The sequence below is a fragment of the Trinickia violacea genome (assembly GCF_005280735.1).
Lineage (GTDB): Bacteria > Pseudomonadota > Gammaproteobacteria > Burkholderiales > Burkholderiaceae > Trinickia_A > Trinickia_A violacea.
Genome location: NZ_CP040078.1, coordinates 977,461 through 991,911, shown reverse-complemented (window position 1 = coordinate 991,911; position 14,451 = coordinate 977,461). Strand labels below are relative to the sequence as shown.

Here is a 14,451-nt window from a genome sequence, read left to right as displayed (position 1 = left end):
CACGGTCCCGGTGAACGAGCAAAAAGCATTCTCCACTGCGCACTGCGTCAAGCTGCCTGACGAAGATGAGCCTGAAGATCCGGAGGACCCCGTTGAGCCTGTTGAACCCGTTGAGCCTGATGTCGACCCCGATGAACCCGATGACGTGCCGCCATACCAGCAACTCTTCGAGTAACCATAGGCCGGGTCGGTTTGCGACACCGTGCCATTGACGCAATTCACCCCGTTCGTGAACGGCCCGTTGATGTCGTACATCAGCGAGGGCGAGGTCGTTCCGAACACGACCATCGCCGTGCCGGTGAACGAGCAAAACGTCCCTTCCGTTGCGCACAGCGTGTAAGTTACGCCGCTGATGGTTAGCGTGCTTTGCGCGTGCCCTCCGATTGGAGCGAGGCTTATCAGCGACGCGACCATGGGTACGGCAAGACGCATGCGCAGCGCTTTCGGCGAGCCGCTGGGCTGCGCAATCGTCAATTGAAAACGAGAGGGAGAACAAGAGATCTTGCGCATCGCCGAGCCTCTTTTTCTTAACCCCTTGCGGGGGAATCGAGCAAATGACGCGTTGCTTATCGACACCTCGGGTAATCAGCGTGCCGCCATTACCCGTATCAAAGCCGACCTGCTAGAGATCAAGCGGACAAATTTATCCACCCGGTTGGAGCAAAGCTCGACCCGGGAAATCCAGTTCACGCAGACAATTTCACTTAAACGAATGATGAACAGCGGCGCGTCCGGAGCACGCGAGAGTACCTCGCATGCCGACAAAGAACAGAGCAATGGGCTTAGTGACAAGTCAATATCGCCTATTATTGACAAGCTTGCCGCAGTATCCAAGGCGACGTGTCAATCGATCCTATTGATTGGCGGATTTTCGCCACATCTAAGCAATTATCCGAAATGAACCGCGCGAGGCTAGTCGAGACCGAGCTTCGTCGGTACGAATTTTGCGCAATCTCAAAGGCGCGCTGCCGCTCTGCAAATAATCGTATTAGTTCCAGATCGGACAGGACAACGCCTCGTCCGCGCTCTCCAAAATACAATATGGATAACGAAATAAATAACGAAATCTTACATTTTTTGCGGATATTGTCGGCATATGGACGCTACCGGCCTTGACCGTCAAAACGAACGATCACATATTGGTTACGACTTCGCTTCTATCTTGATCATGCACGTTTCAACAGACCCTAGCGTATCGATGACGTGTCGCCAATGTGGCGGTCGCGTGTCGGGTGCCGATTCGTTCTGCCCACATTGCGGTCAACGCGTATCGCAGGTATCCGCTGGCATGAGGGAGCCGGCGGGCGGCAGGCGCGCAGAGAGATCGCTCGGCGATGCAATTGGGCTATCACGCCCGACTCCGCTCTTTATGCCTGCCGGTACGGGTGCGTACAACGAAGAAAGACAAACCGCGCGGCCGGTGCCGCGTCAATGGAGGCTGAACCACACCGGAGGAATCTCACTGGTCATTTTCGTGTTGCTGTTCGGCGCCTATGCGCTCATGACGCAGCACGCCAACAGAACGAGCAGTCATGAAGGGCCGCTGCATACGGTGATCGGACAAGTGACGCCGAGTCGTGGTTCGAGCGTGTCCGCTAATCCGGTGCCTGCGCAGGAGACCGCCACGAATCAAGCCGCCGGAACGCAATCCCTTTCGACCAATATTCCGGAGTCTTCGCACGCTTCGGCGGCGCCGTTGCAGGAACCGACGCAGCCGGCTGCGTCGTTGACGGCACCGTCAACCGCTCCCCCCGTCGCGCAGCAGCAAGTTCCGGCGCCCTCGAATTCGTCGGAGGCGCCATTGCATGAGCCTTTGCAACCGCCCTCCTCGTTGCCGGCACCGCCGGCTGCTCCACCGGTCGCACAGCAACCCCAGGCTCCCGCGCCGAGCGCAAAGGACCATGAGTCGGCGCATGTCGCTCAGCAACCTCCTGCACCCGCTCCCGGAGCAAAAGACCGTGAGTCAGCGCATATCGCTCAGCGATCTCCGGCACCCGCTCCAAGCGCAAAGGGTCATGTGCCTGCGCCAGTCGCATCCCAGCAGCGATTCGCTGACAACCGCACCGATGCAGATGCCCGATCCGCAGCCGCTCCAGCGACACATAAGCCGCAGGACAACGATCTGACGACTCCCTACCTTGCGACGGCTCGGACGGATCTGGATGAAAACAATCTGGCCGGGGCGCGTGCCGCCCTAACCAAGGCGCTGGACAAAGGACCGGCTAACAGCGACGCGCTCATGCTGCGTCAGGATCTCCTCTCGCGCGAACACGCACGCGACGCGGCACTGAATACCGCTCGCGCCTGTCTCGCGCAGCACTCGTGGAAGTGTGCATGGCACAGCGCAGGCAACGCGCTGTCGATCGACTCCAGCAGTGCGGAGGCCAGCGCCTTGGAACAGCGCTCGCTCGTCAACTGGGGAGCAACCGATCAGGCAGAGGGTCAAAGCCCCGACACCGGGCACTGACCCGCTCGATGCAAGGTTGATGTCGAGGAGACGAGAAAGGACTTCGCTTTTATTCAGCCGCAGGAGGCAGGCCAGGTTCTTTGCGAGAGGCAACCAAGTGTTTCGTCTTGTAACGTATGCGAGCAAGCGCCGACACGTCGGTCGACAACACCCGCGGCTACAAATGCGACTTGATCTGTTCCGCGAAGTCGCGAATAACGTCTTCGTTTCGCGATAAAAACATCCACTGACCCAAGCGGGTCGAATCAACCAGCCCAGCTTCGACCAATGCCGCGATGTGCGCCGATACGGTCGATTGTGCCAGCCCGCTGCGCGCGAGGATCGCATTCGACGGCACCCCGCGAGCCAGATCGATGTGGCCTTGCACAAAGTGCTCGTTGGGGGCCTTTAGCCACCTTAAAACCTCACGCCGGAACGGGTTCGCGAGTGCCTTATGAATCAAATTCTCGTCAATCATGGATTTCGACAAACGCCTCAGTAGCAGTTGAAGGGCTAGAACATATCCGTAGCACTGTTCTTTCCTACGCCCTGACTGTGTGTTTCTTGCCCGATGCGAGACGGAATGAAGGGACCTGTGATCATGTTCGAGTAGCTTTGTCCCGGGCCTACCATCGGAAAGACATCGGCGTTCTCGTCGATCATCACCTCGAGAAAGGCAGGCCCGTCGAATGCCACGAACGCTCTCAGCGCGCCCTCGAGTTCATCCATTGCTTGAACGCGACGCGCAAATTCAAAGCCATCGGCCTGCGCCGTCATCACGAAGTCCTTGCTATGCAACGACTTGTCGCTGACGAACATCCGTCCTTCATAAAAAAGACGCTGCCACTGCCGGATCATTCCGTCACCGCGATTGTTGAGCAGCAAAACCTTCACGGGGACGCCGTACGTGGTTGCCGTCTCCAGTTCGCCGATATTCATCCGTATGCTTCCGTCGCCGTCGATGTCGATCACGAGGGCGTCCGGCCGCGCCAATTGCGCGCCGATCGCCGCGGGCAGCCCGAAACCCATCGTCCCCATGCCTGCCGATGTCAGAAAGCTCCGAGGCTCGACAAACGCGAAGTACTGCGCGGCCCACATCTGATGTTGGCCGACGCCCGTGGTGATGATCGCTCGTCCACCCGTGATTTCGCTGAGCTTCTCGACCACGTACTGCGGCTGAATCGCGGGGCTGTTTCGGTCGTAGTTCTGCCCGAACGTCCGCTTCAACTCCGCGACGCGTTCGAGCCATTTCGAGAGCGATGACGTCGCTGGACTGTGCTCGATCAAAGCCCGCAACGCGTCCTTCGCATCTCCCACGTGAGCCCAGTGCGCGCGTTTGACCTTGTTGATCTCCGCCTCGTCGATGTCGATATGAGCGACATGGCGAGCACCGGCGGCGAATGATTCAGGCCGGCCACCGGCGACCCGATCGTCGAACCGGGCGCCCACCGCGATGAGAAAGTCACAGTCTTCAACGGCGTAGTTGGCGCAGGCGGTGCCATGCATGCCGAGCATGCCCAGATACAACTCGTGATTGGCAGGGATGGCGCCAAGCCCCATGAGCGTCGTCACGATCGGAATGCAGTTGCGCTCGGCAAACGCTCTCAGCTCCGCTGTTGCGCGAGCCGTGATCACGCCGCCGCCGACATAGAGCAGCGGCCGTTGACTCTCGCGCAGAAGATCGAAGAAACCGTCGGCCTTCTCTCGTTCAAGACGCGCGCCTCGCGCCACCATTCGGAGACGATCGGCGTAGCCGCGAGAATGCAGCGTGCCTTGCCCATGATAGGGGCCCCTCCAGTTCTGGATGTCTTTGGGCACGTCTACGACGACCGGGCCCGGTCGGCCGGTGCGAGCGATTTCGAATGCGGTGCGCAGCGTTGGCTCGAGCTTCGCCGGGTCGGTGACCAGGAACACCTGCTTCGCGCACGCCGACATGATGTTGAAGACGGGCGCCTCCTGAAACGCATCGCTGCCGATCGCGGCGCGCGGCACCTGCCCGCAGATGAGCACAACCGGTATCGAATCGCCATTGCAGTCGGCGATCGGCGTCACGGCATTCGTTGCGCCCGGGCCGGACGTCACCATGAAGACGCCGACTTTTCCGCTGGCCCGCGCATAACCGGCGGCCATGAAGCCCGCGGCTTGCTCATTGGCGGGGACGACGAACTTGATCTGACGCTCGGCATGTGCCGCGTTCATTTCGTTATGACGAAACACGGCGTCGTACGTCGGCAAGATCGCGCCGCCGCTATAGCCGAACATCGTGTCGACGCCCTGCTCGGCGAGTACGCGCAGGATGATGTCGGCGCCCGACAGGATTTCACGTGTATTCGTTGGCTTGAGATCGGCTGGTGAAGCAATGATTGGGTTTTGAGTCATGGCTGGCTTGCGGGCAAACACGAGACGCGTTTGCCGCTGGAACAATGGCGAGAAAGGACACAACGATTCTGCCAACGATCGGAACCGTGCGGTCCCTTCGTTGCGGTGGCGCATGGGCCAAACTTAGCTACATTTGGGCCATGAACGCTGCCTCGACAATGACTGCGTGACGCCTCTGGCGAATTCTTCGCCAAGGTCCTCTCTGACGAGCGCCAATGCCACCCGGATACCGTCGCTCACGCCACGCGACGAGTACAAGTTGCCGTCCTTCAAATAGCTTTGATGGCTGATGACGTGCACGAGGGGAAATTCGGTAGAGAGACGCTGTGCGTCGCGTCGATGCATAGTCAACGCGCGATGGTCCGCAAGGCCGGCACGCGCGATCAAGAAAGCCCCGTTGGACACCGACGCGAGCCGTCGCACCCTGCTTCCGGCATCGCGAAGCCAGTCCACCAGCTCGCAATGCTCGCGCCCCGCGCCGACGGCCGGCGAGCCCGGCACGACGACGATGTCGAATGAAGTACGCACATCCAACAGAGACTCCGTCGTGCCTACCGCTACGCCATTCGAGCACGCGACGGGCCCCGGGGACGGCCCCACGAGATGCTGCTCGTACAACATTGCGCCGCTCAGACGATTCGCTTCGTGGAAGACATCCATCGGGCCCGTCACTTCGAGCAGCCGGAATCCCTCGTACAACATCATCGCTACTTGCATACGCCGTCGCTCCGGCTACATTCATGAGACCCAGTCTATTCAGGCGGCACGGACGAGGAAACACGGAGCTGGCGCCGTGCTGGGCCAATCGAGTTCAGATTTGGGCCAACGTGCGTTTGACCGCTCCCCAGTCCACTCCATTGATGACTCGCACTCAAAAGACAGTTTCAGCCCAGTACGTCCCTGTTTTTGGGCCACTGCGGTACGCTCCGTTACCGATCGTCGTCAGGACGATTCACTCCATGAAGGTCACGGCATGAAAGTCGCCATTGTCATATTCGATGGTGTTCAAGCGCTCGATGTTGCGGGCCCCCTCGACGTGTTTGCGGAAGCCAACACAATCCTGACTGCGCAGCAGAAATATGAAGTCACGCTGGTGGGCCCCCAGGCCGGCACCGTGACCTGCTCGAACGGGATGGGGCTTTCCGTGCCGTATAGCTATGCCGATCTCGACACGCAATTCGACTTGCTGCTGATCGCAGGCGGACCGCAATTGCCCGACGTTCAACCGTCGAACGATTTTCTGACGTGGCTGCAAAATCAGGCACAAAACGCGACGCGATTCGGCTCCATTTGCAATGGGGCATTCGTGCTTGCCCATGCCGGACTGCTCGACGGCAAGCAAGTGACGACCCACTGGGCGGACGCGGGCCGCCTTGCCGACGAATTCCCGCAGGCGCGTTTGCAGCCCGACAAGATCTTCGTTCGCGACGGACGCCTCATTACGTCGGCGGGCGTGACGGCCGGCATCGATCTGTGCCTGTCGCTGGTCGCCGAAGATTGGGGACACGAAGTGGCGGTGCGTGTTGCAAAACGTCTTGTCGTCTATATCCAGCGCGAAGGCGGCCAATCTCAGTACAGCCCGTATATGGGAACCGGCAGGGATGAAGATCCGATTATCGGCAAGGTGCACCGGTACGTGACCGAGCACATCACCGATGCGCTCTCCATCGAACAGCTCGCGGACTCAGTTGGCGTGAGCCGGCGGACCTTCTCGAGAGTCTTCGCCAAGTACGCGAAAGTGACGCCGTCCGCGTTTGTCGAGCAGGTTCGCGTCGACAGCGCGAGGAAGTTGCTCGAAGATTCGGATGCGCCGCTGAAAACCGTTGCCTACCAATGCGGCTTCCGCAGTGCCACGCATATGCGCACGACGTTCTCCCGGCGGTTGGAAGTCACGCCGAAACAATATCGGCAGCGATTCCGCGGCGATGCAGGCACGCAGGCCTCGATTCAATGACTCGCTCATCCGTGACGGATGCCGATTCGCTTCAAGCGCTTCCCGATCTTCTTGAACCGAACTTGTCGTTGGTATTTTGCGGAATCAATCCCGGTATCCGTGCGGCATCGACAGGTCACCACTTTGCGGGCCGAGGCAATCGCTTCTGGCGGGTCATGCATCTCGCCGGCTTTACCCCCGAGCAAATTCGGCCCGAAGACGATCACACGATGCTTCGATATGGCTGCGGTCTCACTACCGTGGTCCCGCGACCCACCGCACAGGCCGCCGAGCTCTCGCGAGCGGAGATTGAACTGGCCGGTGATGCCTTTCGGCGAAAGATCGAGCGATACGCGCCGCGGCACATCGTTTTCCTCGGAAAGATGGCGCTTTCGGCCATCTCCGGCACGCGCGATATTGCTTGGGGGCTGCAAACAGAGCCATTCGGCGGCGCACGCGCGTGGGTCGTCCCCAATCCAAGCGGGCTGAATCGGGCGTTCGACCTCGATGCGCTGGTGACCGCCTACCGCGAAGTTCGCGTAGCGGTAGCGTCCGCAGCCTGAAGGTGCGGATTCTTACGCAGCGTCTCGGTCACGTATTCCACGAAAGCGCGAATCTTGCCGCTGGTGCTGCGCCGCTCGACATGCAACAAGCTCACCGGGACCGACTCGGGCTCGAATGACGTCAGGACCGGTTGGAGTTTGCCGTCGGCTACCTCCGGCGCCGCCTGGTACGACAGCAACTGAGTGATGCCCACGCCTTCGGCGGCGGCGAGGATGGCGGCGGGACCGAGGTCGACCACCATCCGCGGCCGAACCCGGACGGGCAGCCTCGAGCCGTTTTCGTTGAACACCCATTCGAGCGGTTGCGAGACGCCGGTGAACGACACGCAGTGGTGATTGATCAGATCCCTGGGGTGATCAGGTTCCCCACGCTCGGCTAGGTAAGAGGGCGCCGCATAGGTTCGACGCCGCACAAAACCCAACGGAATGGCGTATGTCGAGGAGTCTCCGAGGTGGCCGATACGGAGCGCCACGTCCACCCCTTCCTCTAGAAGCCGCGTGGTTCGATCGGCGTACACCGCGTTGATGGTGACGTCCGGATAACGCAACGCGAAGGCGTTGATCAGCGGCGCCACATATCGCTGGCCAAACAGGACCGGCGCGGAGACGGTCAACGTCCCTACGGGATTGAGCGGATCGACCGCGATGCTGGCTTCCGCGTCCGTGATGGTGTCCAGCACCTTCCTGCAGGCTTCGAGGTAAGCCATGCCCGCATCCGTCGGACGAACCGTTCGAGTCGTCCGGGCGAGCAGTTGCGTGCCGAGACGGGATTCCAGCGAATTGACCGCGCGTGAAACCCCGCCGGGCGACATGTCGAGTTTGTCGGCGGCGCCGGTAAAGCTGCCTCGGTCGACGATCGCGACGAAGATCTCCATCTCACGCAATTTGTCCATTCCGCCTCCTACTTTGATCACCGCGTCCACCACTCGCCGTGATTCTATTCGATCGCTTCTCAAAGGACTCTTTCAGGCTGTGATGGCAATCGGAACGGCATTTGCCGGGTTGGCAAAAATCGCAAATTCATTGGCCCAATAGCAACCAGCTTGGGCCCCTGCGAATTGAGGCTTTCCCCGACAATCACTGCACGTCGTATCACTCACCAACCGAAAGAGGTGCCTATGTTTGCCGCAATGCTTGAAGTCAATCCGAAGCCCGAACAGTTCAACGCGTATCTCGGCATGGCCAAGGTGCTGCGCCCCGAACTCGAGAAGATCGACGGGTTCATCGACAACAATCGCTACGCCAGTCTCACACGCGAAGGATGGGTTCTGTCGCTGTCGAGCTGGCGCGACGAGAAGGCGCTCGTGCGCTGGCGCAGCCAGCAGGTCCACCACAAGATCATGCAAGCCGCGCGTGACCGGGTGTTTGCCGACTATCGCTTGCGTATCGGTCAGGTCGTCAGCGACAACCAACTGCCTGCGGGACAGGCCCTGATCGAGCAGCGCTTGGATGTCACCGAGACGGGACGCGGCACGGCAGTGACCTTGCATGAAGGGCAGTTCGCGCCGGACTGGGTCAAGCAAGCTGGCGCGGAAGCGGTGGCGAAAGCGCTTGGCGTCGATACGAACGCGCCTGGCCTCGTTGCCTGGGACGTGTTCGACGCACTGATGACGCCGGGGGACGTGATCGCGGTGGTGACGTGGCGCGACCAAGCGGCGACCGAAGCGTTCGAACGCGGTGCAGCGGCGGCAGACGGCTCGCGCCGCCGGAACGTACGCATCATCCGTGAGTACGGCATGTTCGATCGCCGGGAAGCACCGCAATATTTTGCAGAGGCACAACGCTCGTAGTAATTCAGCTGCGCCCGTCATTGAGGTGATTCGATAGGAAATAGTTAGATTTCCTATCGAACACGAGTAGCAACGAGGTTTCCATGACCACCGTCGACCCTTTTACCATTGGAGCGGAACGATTGACCGTCGCGCAGGCGCCGGCTCCGGCACCCGCTCCTGCGCCGAAGCCGGAGGCTCCCGCACAGCCGACGCCCCCGCAACAGTCCACCCTGACGCTGCGCCTCGCCACCGGCCTCGTCGGGATGCTGCTTGCGTCTCTCCTGGCCATTCTCAACGAGCAGGTCACGGCGCAAGCGATGGCGGACATTCAAGGCGCGTTCTCGATCGGTCACGACGACGGAACCTGGCTGACGGCTCTGTTCGAGGCGGCCAATGTGACGACGATGGTGTTTGCCCCGTGGTTCGGGATCACCTTCACGCTGAAGCGATTCACGATCGGCGCCGTGGTCGCGACGATGATCTTCGGTTTCCTTTGCCCGTTTGCGCCGAACCTTTTCACGTTCTATGGGCTGCGCGTGCTGCAGGGGATGGCCGGCGGATGCCTTCCCCCGATGCTGATCATCGTGGCGCTGCGCTATCTGCCGCCCAAAGTGAAGCTCTATGGGCTCGCCGGGTACGCGCTCACGGCGACCTTCGGGCCGGCGCTCGGCACACCGCTCGCCGCGTTGTGGACCGAGTTCGTTGGCTGGCAAATGGCTTTTTGGCAAATCGTGCCGCTGGGCATCGTGAGCTGCGTGGCAATTCAGTGGGGCCTGCCGAAAGATCCGCTCAAACTCGAACGGCTCGCGGCATTCAACTGGACCGGGTTTCTGACGGGCTTTCCGGCCGTCGCCATGCTCGTGATCGGCCTTCTGCAAGGCGATCGTCTCGACTGGCTCGATTCCGCGTTCATTCGCGTGATGTTTATCGGTGGCGGGCTGATGCTGGTGATGTTCCTCGTCAACGAGTGGTTTCACCCGCATCCCTTCTTCAAGCTGCAGTTGCTTAAGCGCAGGAACTTTACGCACGGACTCACGACGCTCACAGGCGCGGTGATCTTGCTGGTTGGCGTGGCGGCGATACCCGGCCAATTTCTCGCCACCGTTCACGCCTACCGGCCGCTGCAAACCGCGCCCTTGTCGCTGCTGGTTGCCGCGCCGCTCTTGATCACGCTGCCTTTGACGGCGGCACTTCTGAATCTGCGGCGCGTCGACCACCGGTGGGTCATGGCCATCGGCTTGAGCCTCATGATCGCCACGTGCGTGATGGGCAGCTTCATCACGTCCGAATGGATCCGCGACAACTTCTACTGGCTTCAATCGATACAGGTCGTCGCGCAGCCGATGGTGATTCTCGGAATCCTGATGGGCGTGACGACGGGCTTGCCGCCGACGGAAGGTCCCTTTGCTTCAGCGATGTTTAACTCGCTCAAGACGTTTTCCGCGGCGGTGGCGACGGGTCTCATCGAAGGGTTGGGCACCGATCGCGAACGCCTTCATTCGAACATGCTCGTGGACCAATTAGGCAATCACGCGCTGGTGACGAGCCAAAGCCTCGACGCAGCCCATGGTGGCCTCGGCGAACTTGCACACCGGATCCACGAGCAAGCAGCGGTACTGACATCGGCGGATCTCTACCTCGTGATGGCGGGAGTCGCCGTCGCGCTTCTTCTCCTCGTGCCTGTGTTACCCGTGCGCATTTACCCGCCGTGGAGCACGACGCCGCCCTCTTCGTCTTCACATTAAGGGAACGCCATCATGTCAACCGCTGCTCGAACTCCCCTCAAACTCATTCCTGCCGCCGCTATTGCCGTCGCACTCGGTGTTGGCGCATGGGCTTATGCAAGCCTGTCAGGCGGCTCGAATACCGAATCCACGAACGATGCCTACGTCCAGGCCGATTTCACGCTCGTGGCACCGCGCATCCCCGGCCAGATCGCCGAAGTCTTGGTCGACGACAACCAGTCGGTCAAAGCCGGGCAATTGCTGGTGCGTATCGACGACCGCGACTACAAGGCCGCCTTGATGAGCGCTCAAGCGGACGTCGCCGCGGCCAAAGCGTCCGTCGCTAACTTCGACGCCGAGATCGCGCGGCAGCCCTCGCTCGTCGATCAGGCGCGCGCGACGCTCAAGTCCGACGATGCGGCGATCGCGTTTGCGCGCGACAACGCCACGCGCTACCAGGATCTCTCGCAAACCGGCGCAGGCACGGCGCAGGAGCAACAGCACGCGTCGAGCGCGCTCGCGGAGCAGCTCGCGCAGCAGGCCCACGACCAAGCCGCGCTGGAAGCGACCGAGCAGAACCTGAACGTCCTGAACACCCAGCGCGACAAAGCGGCCGGCGCGCTCGCACGCGCCGAGGCGGCGCTCGATCAGGCGCAGCTCAACCTCTCCTATACGGAGATTCGCGCGCCGATCGACGGCAAGGTTGGACGGCGTTCCGCACGCGTTGGCGCCTACGTGACGCCCGGCGCGCCGGTTCTCGCGATCGTGCCGCTTTCGGAAGCCTATGTCGTCGCCAACTTCCAGGAAAACCAGATCACCAAGATGCGGCCCGGCGAAAGCGTGCGCATCAAGGTGGACAGCCTGCCTGGCGTTGTGATTCGCGGCCGGATCGATAGTCTCGCGCCCGCCACCGGCGTGAGCTTCGCGCCGATCGCGCCCGACAACGCGACGGGCAACTTCACCAAGATCGTTCAACGCGTGCCGATCAAGATCGACATCGATAAAGGTCAAGAGGCGGCGTCTGCGTTGAGCGTGGGGCTTTCTGTCGAAACCGAAGTGGCCACCGGTCGACATAGTGATGCACGGGCCGAAGCAGGAGAGCAAAAATGAGTACGCGAGACTTCACATTCCGCGCCATCCGCGCGTTGGCGCTGGAAATCCTGGCATGCCTCGTGATCGCCGGCTGTACCGTCGGACCGAATTTCGTGCCACCCACGGCGGCCACGCCGCCGCAAGTCTTTGAACGCACCGACGCGGCGCAAGCACCGAGCAAGGCCACCGAAACCGAATTCAATTCCGATTGGTGGACGCTGTTCAACGATCCCACGTTGAACGCGCTCGAAAAGCAACTGGCCGATGCGAACCTCGATGTGGCCGCGGCGTCGGCGCGCCTCCGGCAAAGCCGCGCCGGACAACGCATAGCAGGGGCGGCGGAATTGCCCACGCTGGACGGCGCGGCATCCTACGACCGCGAACGCGGCAGTCCGAACGGCATTCTGTCGCTGCTCGGCGTGCCCTCGCTCGGCCCCGAATCGCAAAACGCTTCAGGTAAAACGCCGCTTGGCGTGGCGCCGATTCCCGGCTCCAAGGGCTCGCCGGCCTACAACCTCTATCAAATGGGCTTCGATGCCTCTTGGGAACTCGATATCTGGGGCGGTGCTCGACGCGGTGTCGAAGAGGCGTCCGCCTTGTCGGATGGTTCTTACGAAGACCGGAACGCCGTGTTGTTGTCTGCGCGCGCCGAGCTCGCGCGAGACTATGTCGAATTGCGCGACTCACAACAGCTGCTGAACATCGCGAAACAAAACCTCGAGATTGCCCGCAATACCACGAAGCTCACGCAAATCCGCGAGCGTGACGGCGTGACGACGGATCTCGATGTCGCCAATGCCTCCGCGCAGGCGGCGTCGATCGAAAGTCTGATTCCAACGCTCGAAACCCAATGCGAGACCAGGATCAACGCGATTGGTGTCTTGCTCGACGAGGAGCCGGGCGCGCTCAAGCAAACGCTCGGCGAGCCGCAAGAGGTGCCCGAGTTGCCTGGACAAGTGCCCATCGGCTTTCCGTCCGAGCTCGCGCAACGCCGGCCCGATATCCGGCGAGCGGAAGCGCAATTGCATGCGGCGACGGCGTCGATCGGTGTGGCAAAGGCCGACTTCTATCCGCACATCTCGCTCAACGGCAGCGCGGGTTTCCAGAGTCTTCAGCTCACGAGCCTCGCCAGCTGGGCGTCGGGGCAGTTCGTTCTCGGCCCCTCCATCACGATGCCGATCTTCGAAGGCGGGCGCCTCAAAGGCACCCTGCAGTTACGCGAGGCGCAACAACAGGAGGCGGCGATCGTCTACAAGCGCACCGTGCTCGAGGCTTGGCGCGAGGTGGACGACGCACTGGTCGCCTACGATGCCGAGCAGCTGCGCCGCGACAAGCTGAAGGAGGTGGTGGCGCTGAACCAGCGCGCACTCGCCGTGGCGCAGCAGCGCTACAAGGCTGGGGCATTGGACTATCTCGACGTGCTGAACGTGCAGAAACAACTGCTCGAAGGCCAGAGCAACCTCGAGCAAAGCCAAGCGACTGCTGCTGCGAATCTGATCGAGCTCTGCAAGGCGCTCGGCGGTGGGTGGGAATCGACTTATGCAGGCCAAACGCCTCAAGCTGACAAGGGCACTGCGGCGTCTCAATCCCAGCCAGTTCAGGCAGAACAGAACGCGTCGATCACAGCAAAGGCAGACTGAGCCTGATGTGCTCCGCAAACGCGGCGCTCAAGAGCGATGGACGCGCCCGCGCGAATTTCAGGGAGATGCCGGCACTGGGTAACGGTGGCAATCCAGGGTCGGCATTGAGTACCTGCAGATCCGCTGGAACGGCGGTCTGCGTGAGGACCGCGAAAGCCTGCCCCGAGCGAACCAGCGCGGTGAGACCCGAGAGACTGCTGCTCGCATACGCGATGCGATACGCGCGGCCGGCGCGTTGCAGCGCGTCGCAGGCCGCGAGGTGATCGAGCGTGTCGGGATCGGAAAGCGCGAGCGGCAACGGGTCGAAGTGCGCCGAATCCATCCCGGGATAGCCGACCCAGACCAACTGCTCGCGGCGGATGATGTCGTCGTTCGGGCTGCCTTCGGGCAACGAGATCATCGCGAGGTCCACGGCACGCTTTTCCAGTTGTTCGATAAGGCGTGGCGTGGGCGCGCAAACGACTTCCACGAGCGCATGCGGATGCTGGCTCGAGAACTGCCTCAGCAACGAAGGCAGGAAGACGGCGGCGTAGTCGTCCGGACAGCCGAAGCGGATCCGCCCCGACAGCCCCTTGCCGCACAGATCGGCCATCGCCTCGTCGTGCGCGCGCAGAATGCGTTGGGCGTGAATCAGCAGACGCTCGCCGGGACTCGTCAGCACCACGCCGCGACCGGTGCGTTGAAACAGCGGCTGATCGACGATTTCCTCGAGCCGCTTCATCTGCTGACTCAGCGCGGACTGAGTCCGGCCGATGCGATGGGCCGCGCGACTGAGCGCCCGCACCTCGGCGATGACGGCAAACGAGCGCAGCAGATCGATTTCGAGTGAAAGACCCAAGATATTAACCCCGCTTCTATCTTCGATAAGAACTATTCGATTCTATAAAAGCAGAGGCCCGTCT

Annotated in this window: 15 protein-coding genes; 10 read left to right on the top strand and 5 right to left on the bottom strand. The window is 61.4% G+C overall.

What is annotated here, in order from left to right; genetic code table 11:
* Window positions 1-10 precede the first annotated feature (10 nt).
* The 4 genes from FAZ95_RS39520 (at window position 11) to FAZ95_RS26535 (ending at window position 2,467) form a co-directional block, all read left to right on the top strand.
* Window positions 11-175, top strand: a complete 165-nt coding sequence (locus FAZ95_RS39520) for a hypothetical protein (protein WP_175425771.1) — start codon at window positions 11-13, stop codon at window positions 173-175.
* A gap of 33 nt (window positions 176-208) precedes the next feature.
* Window positions 209-340: a hypothetical protein gene (locus tag FAZ95_RS40555; RefSeq protein ID WP_302674760.1), complete on the top strand. Its 132-nt coding sequence runs from the start codon at window positions 209-211 to the stop codon at window positions 338-340.
* Window positions 341-502: 162 nt separating this feature from the next.
* Entirely contained in the window at window positions 503-901 is a 399-nt protein-coding gene (locus FAZ95_RS26540; protein WP_137335477.1) for a hypothetical protein, read from the top strand.
* A gap of 468 nt (window positions 902-1,369) precedes the next feature.
* The gene (locus tag FAZ95_RS26535) at window positions 1,370-2,467 is read left to right on the top strand and encodes a hypothetical protein (RefSeq protein ID WP_137335476.1); all 1,098 of its coding nucleotides are present in this window, start codon (window positions 1,370-1,372) and stop codon (window positions 2,465-2,467) included.
* A 157-nt stretch (window positions 2,468-2,624) separates the two neighbouring features.
* Here the strand turns inward: FAZ95_RS26535 and FAZ95_RS26530 are convergent, their stop codons facing one another.
* The 3 genes from FAZ95_RS26530 to FAZ95_RS26520 all read right to left on the bottom strand — a co-directional run bounded on the left by FAZ95_RS26530 (window position 2,625) and on the right by FAZ95_RS26520 (window position 5,542).
* Window positions 2,625-2,924, bottom strand: coding sequence for an ArsR/SmtB family transcription factor (locus FAZ95_RS26530; protein WP_137335475.1), 300 nt, complete (start codon window positions 2,922-2,924; stop codon window positions 2,625-2,627).
* Window positions 2,925-2,959: 35 nt separating this feature from the next.
* On the bottom strand, window positions 2,960-4,825 hold the full coding sequence (gene ilvB / locus FAZ95_RS26525) for a biosynthetic-type acetolactate synthase large subunit (protein ID WP_137335474.1): 1,866 nt from the start codon (window positions 4,823-4,825) through the stop codon (window positions 2,960-2,962).
* A gap of 123 nt (window positions 4,826-4,948) precedes the next feature.
* Entirely contained in the window at window positions 4,949-5,542 is a 594-nt protein-coding gene (locus FAZ95_RS26520; protein WP_137335473.1) for an AraC family transcriptional regulator, read from the bottom strand.
* Between the two features lie 256 nt (window positions 5,543-5,798).
* Here FAZ95_RS26520 and FAZ95_RS26515 point away from each other — a divergent pair, with 256 nt between their 5' ends.
* On the top strand, window positions 5,799-6,779 hold the full coding sequence (locus FAZ95_RS26515) for a GlxA family transcriptional regulator (protein ID WP_137337603.1): 981 nt from the start codon (window positions 5,799-5,801) through the stop codon (window positions 6,777-6,779).
* Complete coding sequence (mug, locus tag FAZ95_RS26510) at window positions 6,776-7,321, top strand: G/U mismatch-specific DNA glycosylase (protein ID WP_137335472.1); 546 nt, start codon at window positions 6,776-6,778, stop codon at window positions 7,319-7,321. The genes FAZ95_RS26515 and mug overlap by 4 nt, the downstream gene beginning before the upstream one ends.
* On the opposite strand, the gene FAZ95_RS26505 is transcribed toward mug, so the two are convergent.
* Complete coding sequence (locus FAZ95_RS26505; RefSeq protein ID WP_137335471.1) at window positions 7,282-8,214, bottom strand: LysR family transcriptional regulator; 933 nt, start codon at window positions 8,212-8,214, stop codon at window positions 7,282-7,284. The two genes, mug and FAZ95_RS26505, sit on opposite strands and share 40 nt — an antisense overlap.
* 225 nt (window positions 8,215-8,439) lie before the next feature.
* Here FAZ95_RS26505 and FAZ95_RS26500 point away from each other — a divergent pair, with 225 nt between their 5' ends.
* From FAZ95_RS26500 to FAZ95_RS26485, 4 genes are all read left to right on the top strand, one after another.
* On the top strand, window positions 8,440-9,111 hold the full coding sequence (locus FAZ95_RS26500; RefSeq protein ID WP_137335470.1) for an antibiotic biosynthesis monooxygenase family protein: 672 nt from the start codon (window positions 8,440-8,442) through the stop codon (window positions 9,109-9,111).
* 83 nt (window positions 9,112-9,194) lie between these two features.
* Entirely contained in the window at window positions 9,195-10,838 is a 1,644-nt protein-coding gene (locus FAZ95_RS26495) for an MFS transporter (RefSeq protein ID WP_137335469.1), read from the top strand.
* A gap of 12 nt (window positions 10,839-10,850) precedes the next feature.
* Entirely contained in the window at window positions 10,851-11,927 is a 1,077-nt protein-coding gene (locus FAZ95_RS26490) for an HlyD family secretion protein (protein WP_137335468.1), read from the top strand.
* Entirely contained in the window at window positions 11,924-13,549 is a 1,626-nt protein-coding gene (locus FAZ95_RS26485) for an efflux transporter outer membrane subunit (protein ID WP_137335467.1), read from the top strand. The genes FAZ95_RS26490 and FAZ95_RS26485 overlap by 4 nt, the downstream gene beginning before the upstream one ends.
* Here FAZ95_RS26485 and FAZ95_RS26480 read toward each other — a convergent pair.
* On the bottom strand, window positions 13,530-14,387 hold the full coding sequence (locus tag FAZ95_RS26480; RefSeq protein WP_137335466.1) for a LysR family transcriptional regulator: 858 nt from the start codon (window positions 14,385-14,387) through the stop codon (window positions 13,530-13,532). The genes FAZ95_RS26485 and FAZ95_RS26480 overlap by 20 nt on opposite strands.
* Between the last annotated feature and the right edge of the window lie 64 nt (window positions 14,388-14,451).

Bases quoted from the DNA above. Each gene is read 5' to 3' on its own strand.
- FAZ95_RS26485 (WP_137335467.1), top strand. From the start codon at position 11,924: ATGAGTACGCGAGACTTCACATTCCGCGCCATCCGCGCGTTGGCGCTG.
- mug (WP_137335472.1), top strand. From the start codon at position 6,776: ATGACTCGCTCATCCGTGACGGATGCCGATTCGCTTCAAGCGCTTCCC.
- ilvB (WP_137335474.1), bottom strand. From the start codon at position 4,825: ATGACTCAAAACCCAATCATTGCTTCACCAGCCGATCTCAAGCCAACG.
- FAZ95_RS26495 (WP_137335469.1), top strand. From the start codon at position 9,195: ATGACCACCGTCGACCCTTTTACCATTGGAGCGGAACGATTGACCGTC.
- FAZ95_RS26530 (WP_137335475.1), bottom strand. From the start codon at position 2,924: ATGATTGACGAGAATTTGATTCATAAGGCACTCGCGAACCCGTTCCGG.
- FAZ95_RS26505 (WP_137335471.1), bottom strand. From the start codon at position 8,214: ATGGACAAATTGCGTGAGATGGAGATCTTCGTCGCGATCGTCGACCGA.
- FAZ95_RS26520 (WP_137335473.1), bottom strand. From the start codon at position 5,542: ATGCAAGTAGCGATGATGTTGTACGAGGGATTCCGGCTGCTCGAAGTG.
- FAZ95_RS26490 (WP_137335468.1), top strand. From the start codon at position 10,851: ATGTCAACCGCTGCTCGAACTCCCCTCAAACTCATTCCTGCCGCCGCT.
- FAZ95_RS26535 (WP_137335476.1), top strand. From the start codon at position 1,370: ATGCCTGCCGGTACGGGTGCGTACAACGAAGAAAGACAAACCGCGCGG.
- FAZ95_RS26500 (WP_137335470.1), top strand. From the start codon at position 8,440: ATGTTTGCCGCAATGCTTGAAGTCAATCCGAAGCCCGAACAGTTCAAC.
- FAZ95_RS26515 (WP_137337603.1), top strand. From the start codon at position 5,799: ATGAAAGTCGCCATTGTCATATTCGATGGTGTTCAAGCGCTCGATGTT.